This window comes from Rhodococcus sp. Z13_19A (assembly GCF_058133575.1).
In genome coordinates this window covers 579,506-596,395 of the sequence record NZ_JBYUNN010000003.1, presented here as the reverse complement: position 1 = coordinate 596,395, position 16,890 = coordinate 579,506, and the positions used below count along the sequence as shown (strand labels likewise).

At 71.7% G+C, this 16,890-nt stretch carries 15 protein-coding genes; 3 read left to right on the top strand and 12 right to left on the bottom strand.

Annotation, left to right across the window (positions count from 1 at the left end; genetic code table 11):
• Positions 1–133: 133 nt before the first annotated feature.
• Positions 134–1,588, bottom strand: coding sequence for an NADP-dependent phosphogluconate dehydrogenase (gndA, locus tag AC3YNX_RS13950; RefSeq protein WP_127782789.1), 1,455 nt, complete (start codon positions 1,586–1,588; stop codon positions 134–136).
• Between the two features lie 89 nt (positions 1,589–1,677).
• Between gndA and AC3YNX_RS13945 the strand changes: the two genes are divergently transcribed.
• The gene (locus AC3YNX_RS13945; protein ID WP_489995834.1) at positions 1,678–2,562 is read left to right on the top strand and encodes an SDR family oxidoreductase; all 885 of its coding nucleotides are present in this window, start codon (positions 1,678–1,680) and stop codon (positions 2,560–2,562) included.
• Positions 2,563–2,920: 358 nt separating this feature from the next.
• On the opposite strand, the gene AC3YNX_RS13940 is transcribed toward AC3YNX_RS13945, so the two are convergent.
• From AC3YNX_RS13940 to AC3YNX_RS13925, 4 genes are all read right to left on the bottom strand, one after another.
• A complete protein-coding gene (locus tag AC3YNX_RS13940) occupies positions 2,921–3,154 on the bottom strand; it encodes a hypothetical protein (RefSeq protein WP_127782791.1) in 234 nt (77 codons plus the stop codon).
• A gap of 7 nt (positions 3,155–3,161) precedes the next feature.
• On the bottom strand, positions 3,162–4,733 hold the full coding sequence (locus AC3YNX_RS13935; RefSeq protein ID WP_127782792.1) for a DEAD/DEAH box helicase: 1,572 nt from the start codon (positions 4,731–4,733) through the stop codon (positions 3,162–3,164).
• A gap of 230 nt (positions 4,734–4,963) precedes the next feature.
• Complete coding sequence (locus AC3YNX_RS13930; protein ID WP_489995833.1) at positions 4,964–7,036, bottom strand: acyl-CoA dehydrogenase family protein; 2,073 nt, start codon at positions 7,034–7,036, stop codon at positions 4,964–4,966.
• 34 nt (positions 7,037–7,070) lie between these two features.
• On the bottom strand, positions 7,071–8,417 hold the full coding sequence (locus AC3YNX_RS13925) for a cytochrome P450 (protein ID WP_489995832.1): 1,347 nt from the start codon (positions 8,415–8,417) through the stop codon (positions 7,071–7,073).
• A gap of 188 nt (positions 8,418–8,605) precedes the next feature.
• On the opposite strand from AC3YNX_RS13925, the gene AC3YNX_RS13920 reads away from it, so the two are divergent.
• Complete coding sequence (locus AC3YNX_RS13920; RefSeq protein WP_127782795.1) at positions 8,606–9,787, top strand: zinc-dependent alcohol dehydrogenase; 1,182 nt, start codon at positions 8,606–8,608, stop codon at positions 9,785–9,787.
• Positions 9,788–9,862: 75 nt separating this feature from the next.
• Here the strand turns inward: AC3YNX_RS13920 and AC3YNX_RS13915 are convergent, their stop codons facing one another.
• The gene (locus tag AC3YNX_RS13915) at positions 9,863–10,438 is read right to left on the bottom strand and encodes a PRC-barrel domain-containing protein (RefSeq protein WP_241249823.1); all 576 of its coding nucleotides are present in this window, start codon (positions 10,436–10,438) and stop codon (positions 9,863–9,865) included.
• Positions 10,439–10,654: 216 nt separating this feature from the next.
• Between AC3YNX_RS13915 and AC3YNX_RS13910 the strand changes: the two genes are divergently transcribed.
• Complete coding sequence (locus tag AC3YNX_RS13910; RefSeq protein WP_489995831.1) at positions 10,655–11,086, top strand: PaaI family thioesterase; 432 nt, start codon at positions 10,655–10,657, stop codon at positions 11,084–11,086.
• Positions 11,087–11,103: 17 nt separating this feature from the next.
• Here the strand turns inward: AC3YNX_RS13910 and AC3YNX_RS13905 are convergent, their stop codons facing one another.
• The 6 genes from AC3YNX_RS13905 to AC3YNX_RS13880 all read right to left on the bottom strand — a co-directional run bounded on the left by AC3YNX_RS13905 (position 11,104) and on the right by AC3YNX_RS13880 (position 16,705).
• The gene (locus AC3YNX_RS13905) at positions 11,104–11,652 is read right to left on the bottom strand and encodes a DUF1697 domain-containing protein (protein ID WP_489995830.1); all 549 of its coding nucleotides are present in this window, start codon (positions 11,650–11,652) and stop codon (positions 11,104–11,106) included.
• Positions 11,649–12,578, bottom strand: a complete 930-nt coding sequence (gene ligD / locus AC3YNX_RS13900) for a non-homologous end-joining DNA ligase (RefSeq protein ID WP_489995829.1) — start codon at positions 12,576–12,578, stop codon at positions 11,649–11,651. The genes AC3YNX_RS13905 and ligD (AC3YNX_RS13900) overlap by 4 nt, the downstream gene beginning before the upstream one ends.
• A gap of 8 nt (positions 12,579–12,586) precedes the next feature.
• Entirely contained in the window at positions 12,587–14,020 is a 1,434-nt protein-coding gene (ligD, locus tag AC3YNX_RS13895) for a non-homologous end-joining DNA ligase (RefSeq protein ID WP_489995828.1), read from the bottom strand.
• Positions 14,013–15,134 (bottom strand): non-homologous end joining protein Ku, encoded by a 1,122-nt coding sequence (ku, locus tag AC3YNX_RS13890; RefSeq protein WP_489995827.1) that lies wholly within the window; start codon positions 15,132–15,134, stop codon positions 14,013–14,015. The genes ligD (AC3YNX_RS13895) and ku overlap by 8 nt, the downstream gene beginning before the upstream one ends.
• Positions 15,135–15,203: 69 nt before the next feature.
• The gene (locus AC3YNX_RS13885; RefSeq protein WP_489995826.1) at positions 15,204–15,866 is read right to left on the bottom strand and encodes an HAD family hydrolase; all 663 of its coding nucleotides are present in this window, start codon (positions 15,864–15,866) and stop codon (positions 15,204–15,206) included.
• Between the two features lie 65 nt (positions 15,867–15,931).
• Complete coding sequence (locus tag AC3YNX_RS13880) at positions 15,932–16,705, bottom strand: ANTAR domain-containing protein (protein ID WP_489983314.1); 774 nt, start codon at positions 16,703–16,705, stop codon at positions 15,932–15,934.
• Between the last annotated feature and the right edge of the window lie 185 nt (positions 16,706–16,890).

Sequence of the window (16,890 nt, the reverse complement as noted above, 5' to 3'; positions counted from 1 at the left end):
GCCTGAGGTAATCATACAGGCCGTTGGGCGGAGAGTGACGGCGCGGCGAGGGTGTTCAGCGACACGCCCGGTCGCCGGCGGCTGCCGGGACCGGGCGTGCGCTGCGAAAGCCCCTGCTCAGCAGGGTGGTGGGTCAGGCAGGGAGCTCGGAGCGGTCACCGCCCCAGAGGGTGTGGAACTTGCCGTCGGTGTCCACCCGGCCGTAGGTGTGCGCGCCGAAGAAGTCACGCAGGCCCTGGGTGAGGGCGGCCGGCAGCCGCTCGGCCCGCAGGGCGTCGTAGTAGGACAGCGCGGAGGCGAAGCCGGGCACCGGGATGCCCCGCAGGGTGGCGGCGACCACCACGCGGCGCCAGCTGTCCTGGGCGTTCTCCACGGCCTCCCGGAAGAAGGGGTCGACGATGAGCGAGGGCAGCTCGGCGTTGTCGGTGTAGGCCTCGCGGATGCGGTCCAGGAACCGGGCCCGGATGATGCAGCCGCCGCGCCAGATGGTGGCCATGGCGGCCGGGTCGACGTCCCAGCCGTGCTCGGTGCTGCCGGCCGCGATCTGGTCGAAGCCCTGGGCGTAGGCGACCACCTTGGAGGCGTAGAGCGCCAGCCGGATGTCCTCGACGAACTGGTCGGCGTCCTCGGCCGTCCAGCTCAGGGTGCCGCCGGTGAGCTCGCGGGCGGCGGCGCGCTGGTCGGTGTGGCTGGACAGCGCGCGGGCGAACACCGCCTCGGCGATGCCGCTGACGGGGATGCCCAGGTCGAGCGCGGACTTCACCGTCCAGCGGCCGGTGCCCTTCTGCCCCGCCTCGTCCACCACCACGTCGACGAACGGCTTGCCGGTCTTGGCGTCCACGTGGTCGAGCACCTCGGCGGTGATCTCCACCAGGTAGCTCTCCAGCTCCCCGCCGTTCCACTCGCGGAAGATGGCGGCGATCTCGGCGGGGGTCTTGCCGAGGGCGTGGCGCAGCAGGTCGTAGGCCTCGCCGATCAGCTGCATGTCGGCGTACTCGATGCCGTTGTGCACCATCTTGACGAAGTGGCCGGCACCGTTGGGGCCGACGTGCACGCAGCACGGCGTGCCGTCGACCTCTGCGGCGATGGACTCCAGCAGCGGTCCGAGCGCCTCGTAGGACTCCTTCGAGCCGCCGGGCATGATCGACGGGCCGTTGAGCGCACCCTCCTCGCCGCCGGAGACGCCGGTGCCGACGAAGTGCAGGTCGCGCTCGCGCATGGCGGCCTCGCGACGCATGGTGTCGGTGTAGAGGGCGTTGCCGCCGTCGATGATGATGTCGCCCGGCTCCATCAGGTCGGCCAGGTCGTTGATCACCGAGTCGGTGGGGTCGCCGGCCTGCACCATGATGAGCACGCGGCGGGGCTTCTCCAGGCTGTTGACCAGCTCCGCCAGGGAGTCGGCGCGGACGAAGTCGCCCTCGTCGCCGTGCTCGGCGAGCAGCCGGTCGGTCTTGGCGGCGCTGCGGTTGTGCACCGCGACGGTGTGGCCGTGGCGGGCGAGGTTGCGGGCGAGGTTGGACCCCATCACCGCCAACCCGGTGACACCGATCTGGGCGCGGGGTGAGGCTGGGCTGTCCGGAGCAGTCATGGCTGCCACCTTAGTGGCTGCTCCTTCCCGCTACCGTCGGTGAATCTCGGTGTGGGCCCACGCCGTAGACACAGCGTGAGGAGAGGTTCATGACGAGCGACGGACACACGGACCAGGCAGCAAGCTCGCAGGCCCCGGGTTCGCCGGCCCAAAGTTCCCTGCGGGGCCGCACAATCGTGATGTCCGGCGGCAGCCGCGGCATCGGGCTGGCCATCGCGCTGCGGGCGGCGCGCGAGGGAGCCAACGTGGCGCTGATGGCCAAGACCGCAGAGGCCGACCCACGGCTGCCCGGCACCGTCTACAGCGCCGCCGAGGAGATCCGCGCCGCGGGCGGGCAGGCGCTGCCGGTGGTGGGCGACGTCCGCAACGAGGAGGACGTGCAGCGGGTGGTGGAGCAGGCCGTCGCCGAGTTCGGCGGCATCGACGTGGTGGTGAACAACGCCAGCGCCATCAACCTCTCCGGCACGGTGGACCTGCCGATGAAGCGCTTCGACCTGATGCAGCAGATCAACGTGCGCGGCACCTTCCTGCTCACCAAGTACTGCATCCCGCACCTGGCGCAGGGCACCAACCCGCACATCCTCACGCTGTCGCCGCCGGTGAACATGGACCCCAAGTGGCTGGGCGGGCACCCGGCCTACACGCTGAGCAAGTACGGGATGACCCTGCTGACGCTGGGCTGGGCCACCGAGCTGGCCGAGCAGGGCATCGCCGCCAACGCGCTGTGGCCGCGCACCATCATCGCCACCGCCGCGGTGCAGAACCTGCTGGGCGGCGACGAGAGCATCGCCCGCTCGCGCAGCCCGGAGATCGTCGCCGACGCCGCACACGTGGTGCTCACCACTGCTGGGCGCACGCTCACCGGGCAGACGCTGATCGACGACGAGGTGCTGGCCTCGGCGGGGGTGACGGACCTGTCGCAGTACTCCACGGGCGAGGAGTCCGAGCTGGCGATGGACATCTTCCTCGACTGAGCTGGGGGCGTCTGCAAGTACCACCATCACCGCGCTCCGACGTCGGCAACCGCTACCAAGCAGGCGCCGGGGCGCGGGACTGGGGGGCGCGGGACTGGGGGCGCGGGCCCGCCGGGGAGCTGGACGAGCGGGCTACGGCTGGCGCTGGGTGGCTGCTGCCCGGTCGAGCAGCCAGTCGGCGACCACCGGCCACCGCGCCTGGTGCGTGCTGCGGAAGTAGCCCCGGAGGTGGCGGGTTGCGCAGCTTGGTAGCGGTTGCAGACGCCCTGGGGCGCGCATGGGCGTACTTGCAGACGCACCAAAGCACGTCAGCCCGGCCCACCAGTAGCGGTGGGCCGGGCTGAGTGTGCGCTGGTGGCTAGGCGCCCGTGGGGCGGTCCTTGCCGGTGAGCTTCTTGCGCACCTGCTCGATCTTCTGCTTGTTCTCCGGCTTGGCCGCGAACTCCTTGCCCTTCGCGACGGCCTTGTCGATCTTCTGCTTGTTCTCAGGCTTCGCGGCGAACTGCTTGCCCTTGGTGACAGCCTGGTTCACCGCCTGCTGCGCCTTGGGGCTGCGCGCGAACGCGGCGGCCTTGTCAAACAGTGACGCCATGGTGTCCTCAATCCTGGTTGCGGGCCGGACCGTCGAAGCCATCATACGAGCGGGTCTCGGTCCGCGAGCGGAAACCACCCGCGGTGGGCTCCGGACGGGCCGCGGCCGGCCGAGCGGCCGCCGGGCGCGCCGCCATGCCGTCACGGCGCGGTGCCTCGCGGCGGACGCCGTCCCGACGGGGGCCGCCCTGGTTGAAGCCGCCCTCGCGCTGGTAGCCACCCTCGCGGCGCGGGCCACGGGCGTTGTCGCGCGAACCCTGGTAGCCGCTGCCGGCGGGACGCGGGTTGCGGCCCTGGTAGCCGCCGCTGCGCGGACGCTCGCTGCGGTCGCGCTCCTGGGCGGGAAGGGGCTCGCCGCTGGGCGTCTGCGCACCGGTGATCTCGCTCAGCTCGGAGGAGCCGGGGGAGACGTTGGTGGCCTTGGGGTCGATGCCGGCGATGCCGGTCATGCGGCGCACCGTGCGGCGCTGGTTCGGCAGCACGATGGTGACCACGGTGCCGGACTCACCAGCGCGGGCCGTGCGGCCGGCGCGGTGCAGGTAGTCCTTGGCGTCGGCCGGCGGGTCGACGTGCACGACCAGGCTGACGCCGTCGACGTGGATGCCGCGGGCGGCGACGTCGGTGGCCACCAGCACCGGGGTGCGGCCGGTCTTGAAGCGGTCCAGCACGCGGGTGCGCTGGTTCTGCGCCTTGCCGCCGTGCAGCGACTCGGCGCGGATGCCCAGGGCGCGCAGCCGGTCGGTGATGCCCTCGACGCCGAGCTTGGTGCGGGCGAACATGATGGTGCGGCCGTTGCGGGCGCCGATCTCGGCGAGCACAGCGTCCTTCTGGCCGCGGTCCACCAGCAGCACGTGGTGGGACATGGTGTCCACGCTGGCCTTGCCGTCCTGCGTGGAGTGCTCCACGTGGTCGGGCAGGAACTGCCGCACGATCGACTGGATCTCCCGGTCCAGGGTGGCGGAGAACATCAGCCGCTGCCCGTCCGCCGGGGTGGCGCTGAGCAGGGCCTTGACCTCGGGCAGGAAGCCCAGGTCGGTCATCTGGTCGGCCTCGTCCAGCGCGGTCATCTCGATGGCGTCGAGGATGCAGGTGCCCTGGCGCAGGTGGTCGCCGAGGCGGCCGGGGGTGGCGACCAGGATGTCCACGCCGCGGCGCAGCTGGTCGGCCTGGCGGCCGAAGGGGGTGCCACCGACGGCGGGCTTGACGCTCAGGCCCAGCGCGTCGGCGTAGGGCTGCAGGGAGTCGACCACCTGGAAGGCGAGCTCACGGGTGGGGACCAGCACCAGGGCGCGGGGCCGCTTGGCCTGTGCGCGGCTGGCGTTGGGGCCGTAGGCGAGCCGGTTGAGCATCGGCAGCCCGAAGGCCAGCGTCTTGCCGGAGCCGGTCTGCGCGCGGCCGAGCACGTTCTTGCCGGCGAGCAGGTCGGGGATCGCCGCCGCCTGGATGGGGGACGGGGCGGTGATGCCCGTCTTCGCCAGGGCGTTCACCAGGGCGTCGGGAAGGCCGAGGGCGCCGAACGTGGTCGGCTCGCTCTCGGCGGACTCGTCGTTGGCGGGGGTATTCAGGACAGCCTGAGACACGGAAGAACCTCTCCGGGACAGCGGCGCGTCGCGGAGCGGGAGCTGTCATGCAGCACGCAGTGAGACGAGCCAGACACACGCTCATCTTCGCCAGCTTGGGCGGGACTGTGTGCCGGTGGATTGATCTGTCGCGAGTGCGACTGAACTGACAGTACGGCACACCGCGGGATGTACCCGCATCCCGCGGTGTGACGTCCCCGACTATTCGGGCGAGACGGACGTCTTGGTGCCTACTGCCCAGGCGGGACGTCGGCGGCGGTGGCGGTGTTGGACGTGCCGGGTGCCTCGGCCCCGGGCTGACCCTGGTCGAGGACGCGACGGTCCTCCTCCCACATGGCTTCCTGCCGGGCGGGCTCCTCGCGCACGATGGCGCTGTTCATCCACTCGCGCGGGATGGCGAAGCCGTCCACCAGGGTGGTCGCGTAGGGGCGCAGCTCCTTGCACAGCTGGTTGACCGTGGCGGTGACGGCCTTGCTGCGCGCGGCGTTCATCCGGCCGTGCTCCAGGAACCAGCCCTTGTCGGCCTCGATGGTGTGCAGCGCGTAGAGGTCGCACAGCCGCTCCAGCAGGGCGCGGGCCTCCGGGTCGGTGCTGCAGCGGTCGATGCCGGTGATGAAGGCCTCCAGCACCACCCGCTCCACGTGCACGTGGGCGGTGCGCAGCACGTGGTCCTGGGCGTCGTTGAACACCTCGAAGGCGTCGGCGTCCTCGTCGCCGGCGCGGCGCAGCCGGTTGGCCGCGCCCTCCAGCACGTGCTTCTCGCGGTCCTCGAACATGTGCAGCTGCCAGTCGCGGTCGCGGACCGAGGCCTCTTCGTCGTTGCCGGGCACGGCGTCGACGAGGCGCTGCACCAGGCGGCGGGCCGCGGTGCGCTCGAGCACCTGGTCCACCACCATGTTCGCGGCGAACTGTGCCTTGCCCCAGCCGGAGAGGTCGCCGAAGTCGTCGGCGTAGCCGGTGAGCAGGCCCTTGGCCACCAGCTGCATGAGCACGGTGTTGTCGCCCTCGAACGTGGTGAACACGTCGATGTCGGACTTCAGCAACGGCAGCTGGTTCTCCGCCAGGTAGCCGGCACCGCCGCAGGCCTCGCGGCAGGTCTGGATGGTCTGGTTCGCGTGCCAGGTGTTGGTGGCCTTGAGGCCGGCGGCCAGCGACTCCAGCTCGCGCTTGACCTCCGGCTCGGCGTCGTCCCCGGCGGTGAGGACGTCGTGCATCATCGCCGTCAGCTCTTCCTGGGCGAAGTGCAGCGCGTAGGTCTTGGCCAGCGCGGGCAGCAGCTTCCGCTGGTGGGCCAGGTAGTCCAGGATGACGATCTCCCGGTCGCGGCCGGGGGCGCTGAACTGGCGACGGGTCTCGCCGTAGCGCACCGCGATGTCCAGGGCGACCTTGGCCGCGCTGCCCGAGGCGCCACCGACGCTGACGCGCCCGCGCACCAGGGTGCCGAGCATGGTGAAGAAGCGGCCGGTCTCGCTCTCGATGGGCGAGGTGTACCCGCCGTCCTCGGCGACCTGCCCGTAGCGGTTGAGCAGCGCGCTGCGGGGGACCTTGACGTGGTCGAAGCTCAGGCGGCCGTTGTCCACACCGGCCAGGCCCTCCTTGTAGCCGTCGTCGGTGATGGTGACGCCGGGTGCGGGGTTGCCCTCCTTGTCGCGGATTGGCACGGCCCAGGCGTGCACGCCGCGGGGCTTGCCCTGGGTGACCAGCTGGGCGAAGACCACAGCCATCTGCCCGTCCCGGGCGGCGTTGCCGATGTAGTCCTTGCGCGCGGCCTCGTGCGGGGTGTGCAGGTCGAAGGTCTGGGTCTGCGGGTCGTAGGTGCAGGTGGTGCGCAGCTGCTGCACGTCCGAGCCGTGGCCGGTCTCGGTCATCGCGAAGCAGCCGGGCAGCTCCATGCTGATGATGTCGGGCACCAGGGCCGCGTGGTGCTCGTCGGTGCCCAGTGCCTGCACGGCGCCGCCGAACAGGCCCCACTGCACGCCGACCTTGACCATCAGCGACAGGTTGGTCATCGCGACCATCTCGATGGAGGCCACCGAGCCACCCAGGTCGTCACCGCCGCCGTGCTCCTTGCTGAAGCCCAGCGCGGTCTGGCCGGTCTTGGCCAGGTCGCGGGCGAGCGCGGTGGTGCGGGTGCGGGCGGCCTCGATGTCCTCGCCGTAGACCGGGGCCCACTTGGTGCCGGTGAGGTGGGTGCGCGCCTGCTGGCGGACGTGGGCCCAGCGGCCGTCGAGGACGTCGCGCAGCGCGTCCGGGTCGACGTGCTCCGGAAGGGGAGCTCCGGTGGTGTCAGCGGCAGTGCTCACGTGTCCTCCTGTGGCGCGGGTGGTTGTCCGGAGCCTAGTCAGACGGCGGTCCGGGCAGCGCCGTCGCCTCGCCCCGCGCGGGTGCCCCGAGCACCACCGGCAGCTGCTGCCAGCCGCGCAGCACGCGGGTGTGCCGCCGGGCCCCGGGAGCGCCGAGCTGCAGGTCGGGGAAGCGCTCGAACAGCGCACGCAGCCCGATCTCCCCCTCCATCCGCGCCAGCGAGGCACCCAGGCAGAAGTGCCGGCCGCCGGAGAACGACAGGTGCTCACGGGCGTTGGACCGAGCCACGTCGAAGGTGTGCGGGTCGGTGAACACCGCCGGGTCGCGGTTGGCCCCGCCGAGCAGGGTCACCACCCGCTGGCCCGCGGGCACCGCCATCCCGGCCACCTCGGTGTCGCGCACCGCGCTGCGGGCGGTCAGCTGCACGGGGGACTCCATCCGCAGCACCTCCTCCACGGCGTTGCCCCACAGGCTCGGGTCGGTGCGCAGCACGGCCACCTGGTCGGGGTGGCGCAGCAGCAGCTCCACGCCGCTGCTGAGCAGGTTCACGGTGGTCTCGAAGCCGGCGGCCAGCAGCAGCCCGGCGGTGGCCCGCAGCTCGGTCTCGCTCAGGCGCTCGCCGTCGTCGGTCAGGGTGACCAGCTGGCTGAGCAGGTCGTCGCCGGGGTCGCGGCGCAGCCGCTGCAGGTGCCGGCCGAGCCAGGCGTCGAAGGCGCGCAGCGAGGCGTCCACGTGGCGGAACTCCCGCCAGGGCAGCCCCATGTCCAGGCTGGGGGCCGCACCGGCGCCGTAGCCGAGGACCTCGGCGCGCTCCGCGGCGGGCACGCCCAGGATCTCGGCGATCACCGCGACCGGCAGCAGGGTGGCGTAGTCGGCCACCAGGTCGATCTCGCTGGTGGAGCCCGCGGCGAGGAGGTCGTCCAGCAGCCCGTCGGCCAGGGCCTGCACCTGCGGGCGCAGCGCCTCCACCGCCCGGGCGGTGAACACCCGGGAGACCTGGCGGCGGTAGCGGGTGTGCTCGGGCGGCTCCACGGCCAGCAGGGACGGCGGCTCGATGGGGTGCAGGATGCGGGCGTCCTGGGCCCAGTCGTTGAGCCGGTTGAGCGGCCACGGGAACACCGCCGAGATGTTGCCGGCGCGGAAGTCGTCGCTGCGCAGCACGTCGCGCACCACGCTGTGGGTAGCGGTGAGGTAGGTGAGGCGCCCGCGGATCACCGGGCCCTGGGCCCGCACCTCGTCGTGCAGCAGGAACGGGTCCTCGGCGGCGGCGGTGGTGGGGTCGGCCAGCAGCCGCGCCTGCAGGTCGCCACCGGCGGCGGCGCGGCGCATCAGCGCGCGGGGCAGCCCGTGCTGCAGGGCCCAGCGGACGGTGGAACGCATCTTTCTCCCCCTTTGTGACGCCTGACACTCGCGCGCCCAGCATGCCAGCAGCGCATTCCCAGATGTGCCCAGGCTCTCCCCGAGTTGCGCACCCCCCGTGCGGACGGTGCCATGGGACCAAGCGCTGAGCAGCAGCGCACCAGCTTGCTCCCGAGTGGAGCAGCCTCAGCACCATTGAGAGGATTGCGATGAAAGCCGTTACCTGGCAAGGCAAGCGCGATGTCCGAGTGGACACCGTCCCGGATCCCAAGATCGAGCTCCCCACCGACGCGATCATCAAGGTGACCACCACCAACATCTGCGGGTCGGACCTGCACCTGTACGAGACCCTCGGTGCGTTCATGGGCCAGGGCGACATCCTCGGCCACGAGCCGATGGGAATCGTGGAGGAGGTCGGCAGCGAGACCGGCGACCTCAAGGTCGGCGACCGCGTGGTCATCCCCTTCCAGATCTCCTGTGGCAGCTGCTTCATGTGCGACCGGCACCTGTACACCCAGTGCGAGACCACCCAGGTGCGCGAGCAGGGCACGGGGGCGGCGCTCTTCGGCTTCTCCAAGCTCTACGGCGAGGTCCCCGGCGGGCAGGCGGAGTACCTGCGCGTGCCGCAGGCCCAGTTCACTCACATCAAGGTGCCCGAGGGCCCGTCCGACGAGCGCTTCACCTACCTCTCCGACGTGCTGCCCACCGCGTGGCAGTCGGTGGCCTACGCCGACGTGCCCAAGGGCGGCTCGGTCACCGTGCTGGGCCTGGGCCCGATCGGCGACATGGCCGCCCGCATCGCCCAGCACCAGGGCAGCCGCGTCATCGCCGTGGACCTGGTGCCCGAGCGCCTGGAGCGCGCCCGGGCCCGGGGCATCGAGGTGGTGGACCTGCGTGAGCACGCCAAGGACGTGGGCGACGTCATCCGGGACATGACCGACGGCCGCGGCACCGACGCGGTGATCGACGCCGTCGGCATGGAGGCACACGGCTCGCCCATCAACAAGCTGGCCCAGCAGGTCGTCGGCATGCTGCCCGACGCCATCGGCGCGCCGCTGATGCAGAAGGCGGGCGTGGACCGGCTCAACGCGCTGTACTCCGCCATCGACATCGTGCGCCGCGGCGGCACCATCTCGGTGATCGGCGTCTACGGCGGCGCGGCCGACCCGATGCCGATGATCACCATGTTCGACAAGCAGATCCAGCTGCGGATGGGTCAGGCCAACGTCAAGCGGTGGGTCGGCGACATCATGCCGCTGCTCACCGACGCCGACCCGTTGGGCGTGGACACCTTCGCCACCCACACCCTGCCGCTGGAGCAGGCGCCGCACGCCTACGAGATCTTCCAGAAGAAGCAGGACGGCGCGGTCAAGGTGCTGCTCAAGCCCTGACCGGTAGGCCTTGCACACAGCAGCGTGGCCGTCCGGAGGGGCGGCCACGCTGCTGTGTGTCTGCGTCCGAAGTGCCTAGCGGTGGGAGTCCGGGGCGTCGGCGTCGGGGATCTCCTCGCGCCGCACGATGGTCTCCTCGGTGACGAGGTAGCGCCGGATCCGGCGACCGCTCTCCTCGCCCTGCTCCGAGCGGTCCTGCTCCGAGTGGTCCCGGTGCTGGTCATCCTGGCCGGAGTGCTGCTGGCCCGCGTCCTGGCCGTGGCCCGGTGCGACGGGGGCTGCGTGCCGACCCTGGTCCTGCCCCGCCGCCTGGCCGGTGGTGGTGTCCTGGCCGGTGGCGTTGTCCACGCCGTAGTAGCGGTAGAGCTGGTCCTCCTCCGCCGGCGTGAGCTCGCCGTCGGCCTCCACGTTGGGGGCGTCCTTCACCATCGACTTGGGGTAGGGCACCCGCAGGTCGTCGCCGTCCACGGAGGCCTCGGCGAGCGGCACGAACGAGTCGCGGGTGCCGAACAGGCCGGTGCGCACCGTCACCCAGGCGGGCTCGCCGGTGGAGTTGTCGAGGTAGATCTGCCCGATGGCGCCGATCTTGTGTCCGTCCACGTCGTGCACGGTGCCGTTGCCGATGGTGCCGAGGTCCTGCCTGGTGATCATGGTTGTCCTCCGGAAGCTGGTAGGGACGGCGCAAGCGTCGTCGTCCCCCTGAACCAAGCACGGGCGAACAGTCGCCGCCCGACGAGCGGAGACGCTGCAGGTCAGCGAGTCCGGCCCACTTGGGGTGGACAGGGCGCCCATCGGCATCCTGCCAGCCGCATGGCAGGGTCGACGGGTCAGGTCAGTCGGTGGCCTGCGCGACGACGAGGAGCACCAGTGGCGACGACGGGCATTCCAGCAGAGCTGCGCGACCAGGCGACGAGGGGCTTCGACGCCACGATCGGGCTGTCGGTGGTGGAGGCCACCGGCGACGAGGTGCGCTCGCAGCTCACCGTGCGCCCGGAGCTGCTGCAGCCGCACGGCATCCTGCACGGCGGGGTGCTCTGCTCGGTGGTGGAGAGCGTGGCCAGCGTGGGTGGCACCTTGTGGCTGCGCGACGCCGGGGTGGTCGTCGGGGTGAACAACAACACCGACTTCCTCCGCGCCACCAAGGAGGGTGCGGTGCTCACCGCCGTGGGTACGCCGATCCACCGCGGCCGCTCCCAGCAGCTGTGGGCGGTGCACATCACCGACGGCGAGGGGCACCTGGTGGCCAAGGGCCAGGTGCGGCTGCAGAACCTGCGCCACGCCGAGCGCGTCGCGAAGTAGCGCACAGCGGGGCCGGGTCAGAGCAGGGTGGCCAGCTTGGTGACGGTGTTCCAGTTCCGCGCCGTGGCTGCCACACCGAGGTGCTTCTCGGCGAAGCCGCCCACCGGCGGCGCCTGCAAGATGCCGTCCGGGCACCACTGGTAGATCACCCGCTCGCCCAGCGCGGTGTTCTCTGGGTCCAGCTGGCGCGGGTCGTGCGCGGCGAGCAGCGCGGGATCCGGCGCCGGGAACAGGAAGTGCGCCAGGTACCGCGAGCCGTTGGTCGCCCGTGGCCCGATCGGGTCGCCGTCGACCACCGCCTGCAGGTCGGTGCCGGTGAGCACGTGGCAGGCCGCGGTGACGCCCAGCTGGTCGGCCAGGCCCTGCTCGATCTGCACGGCCAGCGTCGCCGGGTCGGGCCGGTCGCTGCTGAACACCACGTTGCCGCTGTTGAGGTGGGTGCGCACCGCCTGGTGGCCGTAGCCGGTGAGCAGCTCGCGCAGGTCGGCCATGGCCACCCGCTTGTTGCGACCCACGTTGATGCCGCGCAGCAGGGCCACGTAGCGGCTGCCCTCCGCCGGGCTCACGGCCGCTTCGCCCGCTCGGGGAGCGGCTGGGCGCTCGACTCCAGGTCGGCCAGCAGGTCACCCAGCTCGGCCACCCGGGCCAGGACGTCGGGAGCGGTGAACACCAGCTGCTCAGGCTTCTCGCACGCGGCCACCTCGTCCCAGGTGAGCGGGGTGGACACCGTGGGGCTCGGCCGGCCCCGCAGCGAGTACGGCGCGACGGTGGTCTTGGCCGGGTTGTTCTGGCTCCAGTCCAGGAACACCTTGCCCGGCCGGGCCTCGCGGGCCATCCGCCACAGCACGGTGTCGGGCAGCTCGGCGGTGAGGTCCTGGGCCAGCTGCTTGGCGTAGGCGGAGGTGGTGGCGCTGTCGGTGGTCTGCACCGGCACCAGCAGGTGCAGACCCTTGGAGCCGCTGGTCTTGGGCCATGCCGTCAGCCCGTCCTCGGCCAGCAGGTCGCGCACCCGCAGCGCCACCGCGCAGCAGTCCACGACGTCGGCCGGCGCCCCCGGGTCGAGGTCGAAGACCATCAGGTCCGGCGGCAGCGCCTCGGCGGGGTGCTCGGCTGAACCCGCACCAGCGAAGCGCCACTGCGGCACGTGCAGCTCCAGACCGGCCAGGTTGGCCGCCCACACCAGGGCCGCCGGCTCGTCCAGCACCGCGTAGGTGACGGCGTCGGAGCCCTTGCCGTGCACCTCCTCGGTGCGCAGCCAGTCCGGGGCGTCGGCGGCCACGTTCTTGTGCACGAAGCTCTTGGCGCCGGTGCCGTTGGGCCAGCGGAACAGGCTCACCGGGCGGTCACGCACGTGCGGCAGCAACGCCTCGGCGATGCCGGCGTAGTAGGAGATCACCTCAGCCTTGGTGAAGCCGTCGGGGTAGAGCTCCTTGTCCAGGTTGGACAGGCGCAGGGTGCGTCCGCCGAAGGACACCGACTGGGCCTCACTCATCTCGGGCCTCACTCATCGAGCAACCCCCTCCACCGCGGCTGGCGCAGCATGCCGTCACCGGTCCACGTGGCGAACTCCACCTCACCGGTCAGCTCCGGCCGCACCCAGCGCGCGGTGCGCCGCCGCGCCGGGGACAGCGGACCGGCGAACGGCGAGGTGTCCGCGGCCAGTGGCTGCAGCCGCTCGTGCAGCTCGCGCAGCGCCCGGTCGGTGAAGCCGGTGCCCACGTTGCCCACGTACCGCAGGCTCCCGTCGTCGGTCCGCACCCCGAGCAGCAGCGCGCCCAGGCCGTCGGCGCGGCGACCGTTTCCCGGCTGCCACCCGCCGATCACCACGTCGGCCTTGCGCAGGTTCACCAGCTTGAGCCACTGCTCGCTGCGCCGCCCGGGCAGGTAGTGGCTGGCGGTGTTCTTGGCCATCACCCCTTCCAGCCCCTGCGCACGCACGGCCGCCACCACGTCCGCTGCGTCACCGGTCAGCGGGGGCGGCACCGACCACACCGGCCCGGCCAGCTCCAGCGAGTCCAGCAGCTCGCGCCGCTCCGACAGCGGGCGGCGCAGCAACGACCGGCCGTCCAGGTGCAGCAGGTCGAAGATCAGGTAGGTGATGGCTGCCCCGGCGATGCTCTTGGTGCGCGGCGTGCTGCCGGTCTTGGTGCCGGCCAGCTGCTGCAGCAGCCCGAAGTCCGGCCGTCCGTCGGGACCCAGCACCACCAGCTCCCCGTCCAGCAGCACCTCGTGGCCGGCCAGCGCCTCGCCCAGCCCGGCGATGCCGTGCACCGGCTTGGTGAGGTCCTGGCCGGAGCGGCTGAGCAGCTTCACCCGGCCGCCCTCCACCCGGGCCAGCGCCCGGTAGCCGTCCCACTTGACCTCGTAGAACCAGCTGCCGCGCGTGGGTGGCTCGCCCGGAACGGCGAGCATGGGGGGGAGCTCCTCGGGGAGGGGCTCGTAGTCGGGGTCGGTGGGGGCGTCGCGGCGGCGCAGCGTCCACTGGTCGCTCTTCTCGCCCGGCCGGTGCGACAAGGCGTAGCGGCCCTGCAGCACCTGCCCGTGCAGGGTGAACTCCACCTTCTTGGGTCCCCACGCGGTGATCTCCACCGGACCGCGGTCGGTGACGCGCATCCAGCCACCGCCGTACTCGTTCGCCGGGATCTCGCCCTCGAACTGGGCGTAGGACAGCGGGTGGTCCTCGGTCTGCACGGCCAGGCGCTGCACGCCCGGGCCCGGCGGCACGCCCTTGGGCACCGCCCACGAGGCGAGCACGCCATCGTGCTCCAAACGCAGGTCCCAGTGCAGCGAGCTGGCGTGGTGCTCCTGCACCACGAAGATCGGCCCGGTCTCGTCGCCGCCCACGCCGACCTGGGCCTGCTCACCCATCGGCTCCGGCGTCCTGGCCGTGTCGCGCTTGGCGCGGTAGCGGTCGAGCTGGTCGGACTCAGGCACTGCGCTTGCGCGGGCTGGACTTCTTGGCCGCGGCGGTCTTGGCCGGAGCGGCCTTCTTGGCGGCCGGCTTCTTCCCAGCGCTCGTCTTCCCAGCGCTCGTCTCCCCAGCGCTCGTCTCCCCAGCGCTCGTCTCCCCGGCGCTCGTCTCGGCTGCGTCAGCGTCAGTGTCGGCGTCGGCTTCCGCGGCGCTGGCCTTCTTGCTCTTCGCCGGGGCTGCCTTGGCGGTGCTCTTCTTGGCCGGGCTCTTGCGGGCAGGCTTGGCGTCGGGCTCGGTGTCGGCGCCCTTCCCGGTGTCCGTGTCCGCGTCGGTCTCCTGGTCGGCGGCCTTGCCCGCGCCTACTGCCTTGGGCTTGGAGCGGTCGATGCTGCGCTGCAGCGCGGTCATCAGGTCCACCACCTGAGCCGACTCCTTGGGCTCCTCGGCCTCCGGCAGCTCGGCCCCCTCGGCCTTGGCCTCGATCAGGGCCGCCATGGCGTCGCGGTAGTCGTCGTGGAACTCCTCCGGCTCGAAGTCGCCCGACATCGTCTCCACCAGCGACTCCGCCATCGCCAGCTCGTTCTTGCGCACCCCGATGTCCTTCTGCAGGAACGCGAACTCGGGCTTGCGGATCTCGTCGGGCCACATCATGGTGTGCAGCACCAGCACGTCCTCGCGGGCGCGCAGCATGGCCAGCGACTCGCGCTGGCGCAGGGTGATCTTGACCATCGCCATCTTGCCGGAGTCGATCAGCGCCTGGCGCAGCAGCACGTAGGGCCGCTCGGCGGCCGGGTCAGGCTCCACGTAGTAGCTCTTCTGGAAGAAGATGGGGTCCACGTCGGCGCCGTCCACGAATTCCAGCACGTCGATGGCGCGGTCGGTGCTCACCGGGAGGTTGGACAGCTCGGCCTGGTCGAGCACCACCATCCGCCCGTCCTCCATCTCGTAGGCCTTGGCGATCTGGTCGTAGGGGACCTCCTCGCCGCACACCGAGCAGACCTTCTTGTACCGAATGCGGCCTTGGTCGGCTTCGTGCACCTGGTGCAGGCGGAAGTCGTGCTCATCCGTTGCGGTGTACAGCCGCACCGCAATCGAGACCAGACCGAAGGAGATGGCACCCTTCCACAGTGATCGCATGCGCCGATTGTGGCGCATGCCTGCACCGTTGTGCAGCCCCGTGCGCCCAGCGCCGGGTGATCGGGCCGGCTACAGGCTGCTCAGCAGCGACTGGTCGAAGTGCTCCACCAGGTCGGCGGCGTCCCGGTAGACCTCCACCGCCCCGGCCTCGCGCAGCTCGGACTCGGCGAACCCGCCGCTGAGCACACCGATGAACCGGACGCCCGCCCTGGCCGCGGCCTCGCCGTCCCAGACGGAGTCGCCGATGGTGACGGCTCGCTCGGCGGCCAGCCCCAGGGTGTCCACGGCGGTCTGCAGCAAGTCCGGCTCGGGCTTGGTGTCCTCGACGTCCTCGGAGGTGATGGTGGCCTCGACGTGCTCGGCGCCGCCGATGCGCGGGAGCATCCAGTCGAGGTCCTTCGCCTTGCCGCTGGTCGCCAGGGCCACCCGCAGGTTCGCCTGCGCGCACCGGGCGAGCAGGTCGGCGGCGCCGGGCAGGGCGCGCACCTCGTCCTTCAGCTTCTCGTACTCGGTGGAGTGCGCCTCGGCGAGGGCGGAGTCGGAGCTGCCGATCAGGTGCGGCACCAGCTGGTCGTCGCCCAGCCCGATCGCCCGGTGCGCCTGGGCGGCGGTCACCTCGGGGTGGCCGTTGCGCTGGAAGGCCCGCAGCCACGCCAGACCGTGGTGGTACGTGCTGTCCAGCAGCGTGCCGTCGATGTCGAGCAACACACCGGCCCGGTCGGCGTCAGCCATGGGTCTCCTCCTCCCCACACGGCAGCAACCGGTGCGGGCTCTCGTTGGACAGGTCGACCTCGAAGCTACTGGGCCGACTCCGATGTCGCTGTGGCAGCTGCGATCTCGGCGATGAAGGAGATGGCGACGTCGCGCAGCTTGATGTTCCGCTTCATCGAGCGCTCGCGCAGCACCTCGAACGCCGCGTCGGGGCCGATCTGGTGCACGGCCATCAGGATGCCCTTGGCCTGCTCGATGGGGGCACGGGTCTGGATGGAGTGCTGGAGCTGGGCGGCGAGCTGGTTGGCGGAGTGCACCGTGGCGTACTCGGTGAGCCCACGGCCGGCGTGCTCGACCAGGGCGGCGATGAAGTCCTGGTCGGTGCCCTCGAAGCCGTGCTCCTCGGCGCTGTAGAGGTTGAGCGCGCCGATCGCCACACCCTCGGCCACCAGGGGCGCGGCGAGGAAGGAGTGGACCCCGGCCGCACGCGCAGGCTCCGCCATCGCCGGGAACTCGCGCTGCACGTCCCGTGCGCTCATGCACACCACGCTGCAGGTGCGCATCGCCTGCAGGCACGGGCCGTCGTCGAGGTGGTACTGCGCGTCGTCCACCGCCTGCACGCGCTCGTCGGTGAGGGCGGCGGTGAAGGCACTCTTGTCGAACTGCGCCGTGACGCCGCTCCAGTCCGCCCCGTCGATCAGCCGCACCGCGAGGTGGGCGGTGGCGGTGAGCAGGTCGAGCAGGTCGTCGTTGGTGTGCACGGGATGCCGCAGCGTGCTCAGGACGTCGGCCATCTCCTTGGGTCGAGCAGCCAGCAGGCGCCCCAGCTCGTCCGAGGCGAGGTGGATCCCGTTCGTCATGCCCGACTCATTTCCTTCGCTCGCTCGCCCGCGCCCCATCCCCGCGTTGGGTGCTGATCGTAGACGAAGAAACGACCTCCGAACCCGGTAGTTTTTCCCGGTCACAGGGCGTGACCGCAGGACGGCCGCGGCCCGTGCACAGCGTGACGAGCACGTCCGTTCAGCGCACCGCTGGGTCCGGCTGC

Excerpts from the sequence above, each read along its gene's own strand:
- gndA (WP_127782789.1), bottom strand. The coding sequence starts at position 1,588 with ATGACTGCTCCGGACAGCCCAGCCTCACCCCGCGCCCAGATCGGTGTC.
- AC3YNX_RS13945 (WP_489995834.1), top strand. The coding sequence starts at position 1,678 with ATGACGAGCGACGGACACACGGACCAGGCAGCAAGCTCGCAGGCCCCG.
- AC3YNX_RS13940 (WP_127782791.1), bottom strand. The coding sequence starts at position 3,154 with ATGGCGTCACTGTTTGACAAGGCCGCCGCGTTCGCGCGCAGCCCCAAG.
- AC3YNX_RS13925 (WP_489995832.1), bottom strand. The coding sequence starts at position 8,417 with ATGCGTTCCACCGTCCGCTGGGCCCTGCAGCACGGGCTGCCCCGCGCG.
- AC3YNX_RS13920 (WP_127782795.1), top strand. The coding sequence starts at position 8,606 with ATGAAAGCCGTTACCTGGCAAGGCAAGCGCGATGTCCGAGTGGACACC.
- AC3YNX_RS13915 (WP_241249823.1), bottom strand. The coding sequence starts at position 10,438 with ATGATCACCAGGCAGGACCTCGGCACCATCGGCAACGGCACCGTGCAC.
- ligD (WP_489995829.1), bottom strand. The coding sequence starts at position 12,578 with ATGAGTGAGGCCCAGTCGGTGTCCTTCGGCGGACGCACCCTGCGCCTG.
- ku (WP_489995827.1), bottom strand. The coding sequence starts at position 15,134 with ATGCGATCACTGTGGAAGGGTGCCATCTCCTTCGGTCTGGTCTCGATT.
- AC3YNX_RS13885 (WP_489995826.1), bottom strand. The coding sequence starts at position 15,866 with ATGGCTGACGCCGACCGGGCCGGTGTGTTGCTCGACATCGACGGCACG.
- AC3YNX_RS13880 (WP_489983314.1), bottom strand. The coding sequence starts at position 16,705 with ATGACGAACGGGATCCACCTCGCCTCGGACGAGCTGGGGCGCCTGCTG.